This window comes from Streptomyces sp. NPDC054847, assembly GCF_053610925.1.
Map to the genome: position 1 here is coordinate 1 of NZ_JBSGZJ010000199.1, position 12,157 is coordinate 12,157.

A 12,157-nucleotide genomic window follows, 5' to 3' on the forward strand; every position below is an offset into this window, starting at 1 on the left:
GGCAACGGCGGCTACCGACTGGCCAAGCCCGCCGAGTCCATCAGCATCGCCGACGTCATCCGCGTGGTCGACGGACCGCTGGTGTCGGTGCGCGGGGTCCGCCCCCCGGAGCTGTCCTACACCGGCCCCGCCGAGTCGCTGCTCCCCCTGTGGATCGCACTGCGATCCAACGTGCGCGAGATCCTCGAGGGCGTGTCGCTCGCCGATGTCGCATCGGCCCACCTCCCCGCCGACGTATCGGACTTGACCAAGCCCCCCAGCGCCTGGGTGAACCCCTGACACACTGGACCGAGCGTCACCGGTTCCCAGAGTGCGAGACGGCGGCGCCCAGTATGCGAAACACCCCTTGGTGCCGACGCCGCCTTCTGCCACGATCCCTAGCAATCAGGTAGGAAAACTAGGGATCAGGGGGTGGCCGTGGGAACGTTCGACCGCACAGACCGGTCACTGCCCCTCCTGACCTCGCGTCGTCACATCGACCTCGGCCGTACGTCCAGTGCCATCTGTAGGCCTCTCCAGCGCCGCAGAACCTGACTCGCCCAGAAGCGAGTGCCCTGCCCGCCGCCCCAAGTCTGTCGGCGGTTCGGGCGCCCTCGGCCGACCACGCCCCCGTTCCACTTCCCGGCCCGCGCGGGCATGCCTGCCGCCGACGGCCGCGGAGTGGAGTGCTGCCGCGCGCCGAGAAGCGCCACGCGTTTCGTCTTCGCACCTCCCTGCCCTGCCGCCTGAAAGGACACCGTCGTGTCTGCCGCAAGACCGCTCACCGCCCTGCGCACCATCACCGCCATAGCCGCGCTTCCCCTCCTGCTCACCTCGTGCGGCTACGGTTCCGAGTCCACCGACGACGGCAAACGGACCGAGGTGGCCGCGGACGCCAAGAAGCTGTCCGCCGACGAAGTGAAGATCGGCTACTTCCCCAACCTCACGCACGCCACCGCTCTGGTGGGGGTGCAGGAAGGCCTGCTCCAGAAGGAGCTCGGCGGCACCACGATCAAGGCGTCCACCTTCAACGCGGGCCCCTCCGAGATCGAGGCGCTGAACGCCGGCTCCATCGACATCGGCTGGATCGGCCCGTCGCCCTCCATCAACGGCTACACCAAGTCGAAGGGCTCGAACCTGCGCATCATCAGCGGTTCCGCCTCCGGCGGCGTGAAGCTCGTCGTCAACCCCGACAAGATCAAGTCCCTGGACGACCTCAAGGGCAAGAAGATCGCCACCCCGCAGCACGGCAACACCCAGGACGTCGCGTTCCTCAACTGGATCGCGGAGAAGGGCTGGAAGGTCGACGCGCAGAGCGGCAAGGGCGACGTCTCCGTGGTCCGCACCGAGAACAAGGTCACCCCGGACGCCTACAGGTCCGGTTCCATCGACGGCGCGTGGGTGCCGGAGCCGACCGCGTCGAAGCTGGTCACCGACGGCGCGAAGGTACTGCTCGACGAGGCCGACCTGTGGCCGGACAAGAAGTTCGTCATCACGAACATCATCGTCCGGCAGGAGTTCCTGAAGGAGCACCCGGACGTCGTCGAGGCCGTGCTGCGCGGCTCGGTGAAGACCAATGAGTGGATCAACGCCAACCCGGAGAAGGCGAAGGCTTCCGCGAACGCGGCGCTGAAGAAGGAGTCGGGCAAGGCTCTGCCCGCCGACGTCATCGACCCGGCCTGGAAGTCCATCACCTTCCTCGACGACCCGCTGGCCTCCACCCTCAACACCCAAGCAGAGCACGCCGTCAAGGCCGGTCTGCTGGAACAGCCCGACCTCAAGGGCATCTACGACCTCGCACCGCTCAACAAGGTCCTCAAGGCCGAAGGCAAAGACGAGGTCGACGACGCCGGTCTCGGCGCCGAGTAGCCGCAGGTCCCGGAGGAGGGACCCGTGACCTCATCGCAGTGACTGAACGGCGTAGAGGGCGCCGAAGACTGTGGCGAGGGCGCCGAGCAGCAGGCGCAGTGCGGTCTCGGGCAGGCGGGACTGGAGGTGCGCCCCGAGGTAACCGCCCACCAGCCCGCCGAAGCCGCAGGCCAGCCCGAGGTACCAGTCGGGGGCGACGTCCCCGGAGCCGGTCAGGGACAGCAGTGCGAAGGTCGCGGCGCCTGCCACGGAAGTGACGAAGGTGGAGGCGAGGGCCGCCGGGGCGACCTGACTCACGGGCATGCCCCGGCCGACCAGGACGGGACCGAGGACGGAACCGCCGCCGATTCCGTAGATCCCTCCGACGATGCCGACGGCCACGGCCAATCCGGTGATGGTGCGGGGGGAGGGCTCCGCCGCCGGGGCGGCCGGGGCCGGCCGGAGGGTGCGGGCGATCAGCCACAGGCCCAGCGGCATCAGCAGTCCGGCCACGAGCAGGCGGAAGACGGTGGGGCCGGGGACGGCGAAGACCCGTACCACCGCTCCGATGACCACGCCGGGCAGGGTGCCGATCACCAGGCGGCGGGTCAACGGGCTGTTCAGCAGGCCCCCTCGGCGGTAACGCAACAGGGCGCCGGGCCCGGCCACCACGTTGTACAACAGGTTCGTGGGGGTGACCGCCGGACTGGGTACGCCGAACACGCTCAGCTGCACGGGCAGCAGGAACACCGCACCCGAAACCCCCACGGGCGCGGTCACCACCGCGATCATCAGGCCGACTGCCGTTGCGTACAGTTCCGCCGACCCTGCCACTTCGGCCCCCGATCTCGAATGTCCGCCCAGTATCGCCACCTCGCATCGACGCCCCGTCGAAGGGTTCCTGCTACCGAGCGTTCGGCTGCCTCGTGCTCGTCCCCGAGGTCACCGATCCCGCCCAGCTCTTCGCGAAGGACGTGACACGACCAGGGATCCGACCGGTCGCCCATACGGACGCGCCTCCCGTGCAGCGGACGGGAGGCGGTGTCGTGAGCATCGATACGGCGCGACACGTCGCAGAGCCGGACGGACGCGAACTCGATCTCACCTGGCTGGAGTTCGGGCTGCCGGCCCAGTCGTCACCGTGCGGCGTCTGGGCTACAAGCACCTGCCCGACCGGCGTGAAGACCCCGACACCGCCCCTTGCCACGGGGCTTGAGGCAGCCACCGCCGGCCATCGCGCTGGATGTGCGCGCCGTCCCACCGCGTACGGGTACACCCGGCCCACGGCACCGGCTCCGCAGGATCATCGCTCTCGCACCGGAGCCGGTGCTGTCGTGCGTGGAGCGGGCGGTCCCGCCCGCACGAGGGGTCCTGCGCGCGCCGACGGCGGGCCCCAACACGCCATGTCGCTGGGGTCGCGCGGGTGTCACACACGGCGCGGCGCCGGAGGAAGGGCGACTTCATCGGCGGTGTGCGCCGGCGGTCAGCGTCCGCATCGTGGTCACCCGGACTCCAGGATACGGGCGACAGAGTGGCGGATCTCGGCGACCTGCTCATGAAACCCCAGCTCAGGCAGGTCCGTGGGAGACATCAGGTGGCGCAATACTGCGGCAACACCATCGGAGCGGATCTCCTTGTACGTTCCCTGTCATGCCAGCCGAACCCGCCCCCGCCGCTCTTCCGGTAGCCGCCGCGCGCCGCCGGCGGCTGCGTGCGGACCGGGCCCGGCACATCGCAGACCTCTTGCGGCACCAGATCCTGGCGGGGAGCTTCCCCGGCGGGATCCTGCCCCTCGAGGACGTCATCGCCGCCGACTACCGTGCCAGCCGCAACACCGTCCGGGAGGCCCTGGACCTGCTGCGCGACGAGCAGCTCGTCCACCGGCAACCGGGCGTCGGCACCGTGGTCGTCTGCGAGAAGTACCCGCACGGACTGGACCGCCTCCAAGGCCTGGCCGAGACCCTGCACGAGCACGGCCGGGTCACCAACGAGGTACGCACCGTCGGACCGGTCACCGCCCCCGGCCCGGTCGCTCATCGACTGGGCCTGCCCGAGCACACGGACGTGCTCTGCATCGAGCGGCTGCGCCGCCTGAACGGCCTGCCTCTCTCGCTGGACCTGTCCTACCTGCCCATGGACGTGGGCGGTGAACTGCTCGGCAGCGACCTGGAGAACACGGACGTGTTCCGGCTCCTGGAGTCGTTGACCGGCGGCCCGCTGGGCCATGCCGAGATCACCCTGGAAGCCGTCAACGCCGACGCGCACTGTGCCGCGGTACTCCAGGCCCCGCGCGGGGCCGCCGTACTGATGCTGGAACGACTGACCTGTCTGCCCGACGGGCGGCCGGTGGACCTCGAGTTCATCCGGTTCCGCGGCGACCGCATCACCATGAGCGGCGTGCTGCACCGCTCCGTCCGGGACTGAGCCCACCCCTCCTTCCGTTCCCCGCCGTTCCGGTTCTGCCGGGCCCCTTGGAGACCAACCATGCCTCTCGTACCGCAGCGCGCCGACGTGCCCGTGACCATCGACGAGTCCAAGTGCATCGACGGCTGCACCCTCTGCGTCGACATGTGTCCGCTCGATTCGCTCGCGATCCGCGAGGACAACGGCAAGGCGTACATGCACGTGGACGAGTGCTGGTACTGCGGTCCGTGCGCGGCCCGGTGTCCCACCGGCGCAGTCACCGTCAACATGCCCTACCTGCTCCGGTGAAAGGCCGAACCTTCATGCCCCGCAAGAGAAGCCGCCTCCTGTCGCTCCCCACGGTCGCCCTGCTGCTCCTGCCGACCACCGCCTGCGGTGGCACGGCCGACGCCGACGCCGACGGGAAGACGGTCACCGTGACCGTCGGCTACCAGTCCAAGACCATCAACACCGTCACCGCCGGCACCCTGCTGCGCTCACTCGGCTACTTCGAGGAGGAGCTCGCCGCCCGCGGGAAGAAGGACGGCGTCTCCTACAAGGTCGACTGGCAGGACTACGCGACCGGCGCCCCGATCACCGCCCAGATGACGGCGGGCAAGATCGACATCGGTTCGATGGGCGACTTCCCCCTGCTGATCAACGCGGCCCGTGGCAAGGAGCTCAAGCAGCCGACCAGACTGGTCGCGGTCACCGGATACAACCTGCGTGGCGGCCTGAACACCGTGGTCACCGCGCCCGGTTCGCCCCTCCGGTCGCTGGCCGACCTTCGTGGCAAGAAGGTGTCCACGAGTGTCGGTTCGGCCGCCGACGGCACCCTTGTCCGGGCCCTTCGGCAGGCCGGCATCGACCCGGACAAGGGCATCCAGAAGCTCAACCAGCAGCCCAGCGTGGGTGCTTCGGCCCTGGCCGCGGGCAGCGCCGACGCGCTGTCCCAGTTCGTCGCCTGGCCCGGCAAGCTGGCTTTCGAGGGCCGGGCCACCGCTCTGTACGACGGGGCGGAGCTGAACCTGCCGACCTTCCACGGGGTCACGGTCCGGGAGAGGTTCGCCAACGAACGGGCCGGGGTCCTCGACGACTTCCTCAGGGCACAGCGCCGTGCCACCGACCACCTGCGCGCCCAGCCGGTCGCCGCCGCCGAGTCGGTGGCAGAGACGACGGGGCTGCCGGCCGAAGTGGTCTACCTCTACAACGGCGCCAACGGCATCGCCACCTTCGACCCGGAGCTCCGCCCGGAGTTGATCGCCGCTCTCAAGGAGGACGTCCCGGTGCTGAAGGCCGCCGGGCTGGTGCGCGACGTCGACGTGGACGCCTTCGTGGACCCGGCGCCGCTGAAGCGGGCCGTGCGGGACTCCGCCTACCCGAAGGCGGGCACCGTGAAGCCCGAGCTGTGGCTGAACGGCGAGACCAGCACCCGCACCTTCGACAGTCCCAAGGAACTGCTGAAGGCGGCCAAGGGCGCCGACGTGCGGGCCGCCTACGTGCCGGACGACCTGACCGGCACCCTTTGGTTCGCGCACAAGTCGGTATGGGTCGCGGACGACTCCGAGCTTCGCGCCTTCGTCACCCGGGCAAGTGCCGAGAAGTTCACCGGCCGGAACGCCGGAGCGAGGATCATCAGCTACGCGGACGCCGTGAGGCTGGCGTCATGAGCCTCGGCCGCCGCCTGCTCCGCGTGGCCTCGTTGGCCGCGGCCCTCGGAACGTGGCAGTTGCTGACTTCCTTGGACGTCAACGTGTGGCTGCGCTTCGAGCAGTTCCCCACAGTCGGTGAGGTCGCGTCCGCCTTCGCCGACCGGATCGGCACCGGTCCCTACTGGCAGGACCTCGGCCACAGTCTGCGCCGGATCGTGCTGGGATTCCTGCTGGCCGCGGTGCTGGGGGTGGCGACCGGCACGGCCATCGCCCGGTCCCGATGGGTTTCCGACCTGCTGGGGCCGCTGGTGGAGGTGGTGCGGCCCGTGCCGGCGATCGCCCTGGTCCCGGTCGCCATCCTGCTGCTGCCCACCAACGAGCAGGGCATCGTCTTCATCACCTTCGCCGCCGCCTTCTTCCCGGTGGTGGTGTCGACCCGGCACGCGGTCCGGGCACTCACCCCGGTATGGGAGGAGGCCGTGCTCACCATGGGCGGCGGTCGGCTGAGGGTGCTGTTCTCCGTGGTGCTGCCGGGCGCCCTGCCGGGCATCTTCGGCGGCCTGTCCGTAGGCATCGGCGTCTCGTGGATCTGCGTGATCTCCGCGGAGATGATTTCCGGCGAGTACGGGGTGGGTTACCGCACCTGGCAGGACTACACGATCGTCGACTACCCGGCGGTGTTCGTCGGCATGGCCACCATCGGGGCCCTCGGATGGCTCACCTCCACCACGGTGGAACTGCTCGGCCGTCGCGCCACCTCCTGGCTGCCCCGCCCGGCCGGGCAGGGAGGTGCCGGCGCACCGCGTCCGGGTTCCCGCAGGTCCCGCCGTGCTCCTGGCGACGTGGGCGCCGGACCCACCGCCGGGATCCGTACCGCTGTTCCCCGGAAGGAGCCCGTCTCATGAGCACGGCGACCGTGCCCACCGCCCCCGCGCCGAGGGGCGCCGAACTCACCCTGCACGACGTACGGCTCGGTCATGCGGACGGCGCCGCCCTCCCCGGCACGGTCGCGCTGCGGATCGCGCCAGGAGAACTGCTTGCCGTGGTGGGGCCCTCCGGCTGCGGGAAGTCCACTCTCCTGCGCACCCTCGCCGGCCTGCTGCCTCCGCTGGACGGGCGGGTCACCCAGGACGGTGAGCCCGTCGGCCGGCCCGCGGCCGACCGGGCGCTGGTCTTCCAGCACGATGCCCTGCTGCCCTGGCGGACCGTCCGCGCCAACGTCGAACTGCCGCTGGCGATCCGCAGGGTCCCCCGGGCCGAACGGCGGCGGTCGGCGGGCGAATGGCTGGAGCGGGTCGGTCTGGCCGGACATGCCCACAAGCTGCCGCACCAACTGTCAGGAGGACAGCGGCAGCGCGTCCAACTCGCCCGCGCCCTGGCCGGCCGGCCCCGGGCGGTGCTGATGGACGAACCCTTCGGCGCACTCGACGCGCACACCCGCGCCGGGATGCAGGACCTGCTGGTCGACATCCTGCGCGGCACCGGCGCGACCGTCGTCTTCGTCACCCATGACGTCGACGAGGCCCTCTACCTCGGCGACCGGATCGCCCTGCCGGCAGGCGGGCAGGTGCTGGACGTGCCCCACCCGCGTGACCGCGATGCACAGCACTCGTCCGGCACCGCCGAACTGCGGCGCCGCATACTCGAATCCCTCTGAAAGGCACTGCCCGTGGACACCCTGGTGGACGCCCCACTGACGGTCCCGGCCCTCGCGGACGCGACCGAACTGCCTTGCGACGTCCTCGTCATCGGCGGTGGTACCGCCGGCACCATGGCCGCGCTGACCGCCGCCGGACGCGGCGCGCAGGTGCTGCTGCTGGAGAAGGCGCACGTGAGGCACTCCGGCGCTCTGGCCATGGGCATGGACGGGGTCAACAACGCGATCATTCCGGGGCGGGCCGAACCGGACGACTACGTCGCCGAGATCACCCGCGCCAACGACGGCATCGTGGACCAGTCCACCGTCCGGCAGACCGCGACCCGTGGCTTCGACATGGTCCAGCGCCTGGAGTCGTACGGGGTGAAGTTCGAGAAGGACGAGCACGGCGAGTACGCCGTCCGCCAGGTACACAGGTCCGGTTCGTACGTGCTGCCGATGCCGGAGGGCAAGGACGTCAAGAAGGTCCTCTACCGGCAGTTGCGGCGGCGCGAGATGCGGGAGCGGATCCGCATCGAGAACCGGGTCATGCCGGTCAGGGTGCTGACCCACCCGGACGACGGCCGGGCCATCGGCGCGGCCGGGTTCGACACCCGCACCGGCGCGTTCGTCACCGTCCGGGCGGGCGCGGTGATCCTGGCCACCGGGGCGTGCGGCCGGCTCGGTCTGCCTGCCTCGGGCTACCTCTACGGAACGTACGAGAACCCGACGAACGCGGGCGACGGTTATGCCATGGCCTACCACGCGGGGGCCGCGCTCACCGGGATCGAGTGCTTCCAGATCAACCCGTTGATCAAGGACTACAACGGACCGGCCTGCGCGTACGTCGCGAACCCGTTCGGCGGATACCAGGTGAACCGTCACGGCGAGCGGTTCGTGGAGTCGGACTACTGGTCCGGTCAGATGATGGCCGAGTTCGCTGCCGAACTCGCCTCCGACCGGGGGCCGGTGTACCTCAAGCTCAGCCACCTGCCCGAAGAGACCATCGCCGCCGTCGAATCGATCCTGCACACGACGGAGCGGCCCACCCGTGGCACGTTCCACGAGGGCCGCGGCCACGACTACCGCACCCACGACGTCGAGATGCACATCTCGGAGATCGGGCTGTGCGGCGGGCACTCGGCCTCCGGAGTACGCGTCGACGCGCATGCCCGCACCACCGTGCCCCGGCTGTACGCGGCCGGCGACCTGGCCTGCGTGCCGCACAACTACATGATCGGCGCGTTCGTGTTCGGCGACCTGGCCGGTGAGGACGCCGCGCGGTACCGGGCCTACGAGGGAGAACTCCCCCAGGACCAGCTGGCCGCCGCCCACGAGCTGGTCTACCGGCCGCTGCGCAACCCGGACGGGGCGCCGCAGCCGCAGGTGGAGTACAAGCTGCGGCGGTTCGTCAACGACTACGTGGCACCGCCGAAGACGGGTGCGAAGCTGTCCCTGGCAGTGGAGGCGTTCACCCGGATGTCGGAGGAGATCGCCGGGATGGGGGCGCGGACCCCGCACGAACTGATGCGGTGCGCGGAGGTCACCTTCATCCGGGACTGCGCGGAGATGGCCGCCCGGGCCTCACTGGCACGGACCGAGTCCCGGTGGGGTCTCTACCACGAGCGGCTGGACCACCCGAAGCAGGACGACGCGGGCTGGCTGCACCACCTGGACCTGCGCAAGTCGCCATCAGGGGCCATGGAGTTCACCGCCCGCCCCGTAGAGCCGTACGTGGTCCCGGTGCCGGAGTTCGCGCCGGCACCGGGACCGGAGCGGCGGCTGGGCGAGGTCACGCTGGTTCCGGTGGCCACGGCCGGTCCACGGGACGCCGCCCCGGCCGCCCGCCCGGCCGCGCCCGCGACGGCCCCGGTGCCGGCCCGGCCCCAGGAGCCCTCCGCGCCCGGCCCCGCCCTGCTCCGCCTCGTCTCCCTCGCCGAGGAGTCGCCCGACCTGGACGCGCTGCGGCCCTACCTCACCGACGCCGACCCGGCGGTCCGGGTGGCCGCCGTGGCGGCCCTGGGCGAGACCGTGCCGACCGGAGCCGGCCCTGCGCTCGCCGAGCGCCTGCGGGACACCGCACCCCAGGTCCGGGTGGCCGCCGCGGCGGCCCTGCGCGAGCTCGTCGAAGTCCTGCCCGCCGAGACGGCGTTCGGGGCCGCTCTGCGGGAGGCGCTGGACGTCGATGATCCGGCCGTCCGCGCCGCCGCCCTCGACGTACTGCGGGCCCTGCGGCTGGGCGATGCCGGGATGTACGCCGCCGCGCTCGACGACACGGACATCGAAGTCCGCATCACCGCCGTCCGGGGCCTGGTCTCGGTGGACGCGGTCCCGGAACTGGCGGCGGCCGCCGCCGATCCGGCCCGCGAGGTCCGGGTCGCGGTGGCCCGCGGCCTCGCCGCTGTGCACGCCCCGGTCCCGGCTCCGCTCGATCCGCTGCTGGACGACCCCGACTCGCTCGTGCGGAGTGCCGCGCTGGCCGCGCTGGCCACCACCGGCTGCCCTCCCCACTACGCCGAACTGGCCTCTGCCGCCCTCGACGATCCCGCCTGGCAGGTCCGAGCCGGCGCCGCGACCGCCCTTCGGGCGGCCTCGCCCGCCCAGGCCGTCCCCCCTCTCGCCAAAGCCCTGGCCGACCCCAACGCGGACGTCCGCAAGGCCGCCGTGCTCTCCCTCCTCCCCCACCGCGCCGACCCCGAAGCCGGCGCCGCCCTCGCAACCGCCACCACCGATCCGGACGCCGACATCCGCGCATACGTGTCCCGCGCGGTCTCCTGACGCGACGGACATGCCGGAGCCGCACCCGCGGATCCGGCAGATGCGATCGGGCCCGGCTACCCGTACCACCTCGTCGGCGATCGTGCGGGTCGGCGGCGCCGAGCGGGGCAAGGCGGTCATCATCCTCAACCCCGCCGAGCCGCCGCTGATGATGCGTGACACGGTCTTCGCCCTGGTCACCCTGCCCGAGGGCGAGGACGGCGAGACCGCGAAGGCCCGGTGGCGAGTTCGCCACGGCTGCGGGACCCGCCACGAGGGCGGAGCCCGCAGCCGACTGTTCGCCGGGACAGGGGTCAGCCGCTGACCGTGATGTTCGAGGTTCCGCTGCTTTGGTAACCCTCGGTGGCCATGATCATGTAGTACCTGAACTGGCCCATGTTCATGCCCGCGCGCGCCCAGGCGTCGAAGTGGTTGCCGGTAGTGATGGTGCCGGAGCCACTGGTCACCTTCGACTGCCGGACGCTCCAGTACTGGTCGAAGGTGCGGGTGCCCTCGACGGAGGGGGCGTTGTACCGCGTCGTCTTGTAGATGTCGTACGTGCCGCCGTCGCTGTAGACGGTGCCCCTGTACTCGCCAGTGGGCCGGTAGCTGCCCCAGTTGTCGACGATGTAGTACTCCACCAGCGGGTTCGACGTCCAGCCGTAGAGGCAGCCGTAGCCGTTGCCCGACGGGTTGAAGTAGCCGGTGTAGCGGACCGTCCTGCGCCCGCCGGTGTTCCACCCCTTGCCGGCGACGAAGTTGCCGCAGTTGGTCCACCGGGTGCTGTAACTGCCGCCGCCGTTGAGCGTCATGGAGACGGAGCCGCCGCCGTCGGTCCAGAACGAGTAGTACATGCCGTCGTAGCCGGTCTGGTTGGTGGTGATGGTGGTGGCGGCGTGGGCGGTGCCGGGCAGCAGCAGTCCGGACGCCGTGGCGAGCGCGACGGTGCCGGCGCCGCCGAGGAAGCCTCGTCGGCTCAAGCCGCTGAAGGGAGCGGGGTTCTGCGTGATCTGGTCCTGCTGCGTGCCGTCCTGCTGCATGCGTCCTCCCGATGAAGGCTGGTGGGGGCGGGTGGCTTCTGCTGCCCGCGGCCTTGCATGGAACACGGCGGGGGTCGCCCGTCGTCGTGCCGCAACGACCGACCGCCATCCCCGGTCACATGACGCGAGGGGAACGACAGTCTCCTGCCGTTCGGTGGCCACAGTTTTCGTAGAACACCATGAGCCTGTCAACGCTTTCGACATTCTTTCGGAAACACTTCGATGACCAGAAAGGGCCTTGCGCGTACGCCTTCGCTGGTCAAGCCACCTCTCACGCAAACCGTTGTGGAGGGATGGAATGAGATGAGGAAGGGACGTAGCGCATGCATGTATCCAACGTTCGAAACTTTCGAACGGGTGTGGCCGCGACGGCGGCGGCCCCAGCTGGGAACGACTGCGCGCGAACGGGCTGGCATGAGTCACCGCGTACGACGCGGCGTACTCCGTGACGGTCGCCTACGTCGAGGTGCGGTGCCGCGCCCGGACCCTCAACCGCGGGGCGGCGACCGGGTGAGCAAGCACACCACCCGTCGCCGGCTTCAGCGGATGACCGGGACAGTGCCATCACCTTCCGTGGTCCCCGCATCCATCAGAAGAAACAGCAGGTCATAGGCCCTTTGCAGCAGGCTCAAGAATCGCCACGCACTCCACCTGATGCGTCATCGGGAACACGTCAAAACCTCACCCTGCAAGAAAAGAGCAGGTCAGAGGCCCTTCCTCGAGCGTCAGACGTCCACTTTAGACGTCGTTTCTTATGGCGTGATCGTTCGTTGAACCGTGGCATGACGGATCTCGTTGAGCGGCTGGTACCGGATGAGTTGTGGGTGTTGTTCAGGCGAGTG

Annotated in this window: 12 protein-coding genes; 10 read left to right on the top strand and 2 right to left on the bottom strand. The window is 70.4% G+C overall.

The genetic code is table 11. The features are described from left to right. The 3 genes from ACWGH4_RS20120 to ACWGH4_RS20130 form a co-directional block, all read left to right on the top strand. Positions 1–279: RrF2 family transcriptional regulator (locus ACWGH4_RS20120; protein WP_453462581.1), on the top strand; the 279-nt coding region annotated here is incomplete at its 5' end. Between the two features lie 138 nt (positions 280–417). Continuing rightward, positions 418–534, top strand: coding sequence for a putative leader peptide (locus tag ACWGH4_RS20125; RefSeq protein WP_441266711.1), 117 nt, complete (start codon positions 418–420; stop codon positions 532–534). A 207-nt stretch (positions 535–741) separates the two neighbouring features. Beyond that, positions 742–1,848: an ABC transporter substrate-binding protein gene (locus tag ACWGH4_RS20130; protein ID WP_453462584.1), complete on the top strand. Its 1,107-nt coding sequence runs from the start codon at positions 742–744 to the stop codon at positions 1,846–1,848. 30 nt (positions 1,849–1,878) lie between these two features. Here ACWGH4_RS20130 and ACWGH4_RS20135 read toward each other — a convergent pair whose 3' ends face one another. Further along, on the bottom strand, positions 1,879–2,661 hold the full coding sequence (locus ACWGH4_RS20135) for a sulfite exporter TauE/SafE family protein (RefSeq protein WP_453462586.1): 783 nt from the start codon (positions 2,659–2,661) through the stop codon (positions 1,879–1,881). 816 nt (positions 2,662–3,477) lie between these two features. On the opposite strand from ACWGH4_RS20135, the gene ACWGH4_RS20140 reads away from it, so the two are divergent. From ACWGH4_RS20140 to ACWGH4_RS20170, 7 genes are read left to right on the top strand one after another with little or no spacing between them, the layout of a single operon-like run. Beyond that, a complete protein-coding gene (locus ACWGH4_RS20140; protein WP_441266608.1) occupies positions 3,478–4,251 on the top strand; it encodes a UTRA domain-containing protein in 774 nt (257 codons plus the stop codon). Between the two features lie 60 nt (positions 4,252–4,311). After that, a complete protein-coding gene (locus ACWGH4_RS20145; protein WP_125741086.1) occupies positions 4,312–4,539 on the top strand; it encodes a 4Fe-4S dicluster domain-containing protein in 228 nt (75 codons plus the stop codon). 14 nt (positions 4,540–4,553) lie between these two features. Then, positions 4,554–5,900: an ABC transporter substrate-binding protein gene (locus ACWGH4_RS20150; protein ID WP_453462590.1), complete on the top strand. Its 1,347-nt coding sequence runs from the start codon at positions 4,554–4,556 to the stop codon at positions 5,898–5,900. Further along, entirely contained in the window at positions 5,897–6,787 is an 891-nt protein-coding gene (locus tag ACWGH4_RS20155) for an ABC transporter permease (RefSeq protein WP_453462593.1), read from the top strand. The genes ACWGH4_RS20150 and ACWGH4_RS20155 overlap by 4 nt, the downstream gene beginning before the upstream one ends. Then, positions 6,784–7,539 (top strand): ABC transporter ATP-binding protein, encoded by a 756-nt coding sequence (locus ACWGH4_RS20160; protein ID WP_453462596.1) that lies wholly within the window; start codon positions 6,784–6,786, stop codon positions 7,537–7,539. Before ACWGH4_RS20155 ends, ACWGH4_RS20160 begins: the two co-directional genes overlap by 4 nt. Positions 7,540–7,575: 36 nt before the next feature. Further along, positions 7,576–10,296: a fumarate reductase/succinate dehydrogenase flavoprotein subunit gene (locus tag ACWGH4_RS20165; RefSeq protein WP_453462604.1), complete on the top strand. Its 2,721-nt coding sequence runs from the start codon at positions 7,576–7,578 to the stop codon at positions 10,294–10,296. A gap of 40 nt (positions 10,297–10,336) precedes the next feature. After that, positions 10,337–10,600: a hypothetical protein gene (locus tag ACWGH4_RS20170; RefSeq protein WP_453462598.1), complete on the top strand. Its 264-nt coding sequence runs from the start codon at positions 10,337–10,339 to the stop codon at positions 10,598–10,600. Here ACWGH4_RS20170 and ACWGH4_RS20175 read toward each other — a convergent pair. Further along, the gene (locus ACWGH4_RS20175; RefSeq protein ID WP_453462601.1) at positions 10,590–11,315 is read right to left on the bottom strand and encodes a glycoside hydrolase family 11 protein; all 726 of its coding nucleotides are present in this window, start codon (positions 11,313–11,315) and stop codon (positions 10,590–10,592) included. The genes ACWGH4_RS20170 and ACWGH4_RS20175 overlap by 11 nt on opposite strands. Positions 11,316–12,157 lie beyond the last annotated feature (842 nt).

Coding starts and splice junctions, on each gene's coding strand:
- ACWGH4_RS20140 (WP_441266608.1), top strand. CDS start 3,478: ATGCCAGCCGAACCCGCCCCCGCCGCTCTTCCGGTAGCCGCCGCGCGC.
- ACWGH4_RS20145 (WP_125741086.1), top strand. CDS start 4,312: ATGCCTCTCGTACCGCAGCGCGCCGACGTGCCCGTGACCATCGACGAG.
- ACWGH4_RS20150 (WP_453462590.1), top strand. CDS start 4,554: ATGCCCCGCAAGAGAAGCCGCCTCCTGTCGCTCCCCACGGTCGCCCTG.
- ACWGH4_RS20155 (WP_453462593.1), top strand. CDS start 5,897: ATGAGCCTCGGCCGCCGCCTGCTCCGCGTGGCCTCGTTGGCCGCGGCC.
- ACWGH4_RS20160 (WP_453462596.1), top strand. CDS start 6,784: ATGAGCACGGCGACCGTGCCCACCGCCCCCGCGCCGAGGGGCGCCGAA.
- ACWGH4_RS20170 (WP_453462598.1), top strand. CDS start 10,337: ATGCGATCGGGCCCGGCTACCCGTACCACCTCGTCGGCGATCGTGCGG.
- ACWGH4_RS20175 (WP_453462601.1), bottom strand. CDS start 11,315: ATGCAGCAGGACGGCACGCAGCAGGACCAGATCACGCAGAACCCCGCT.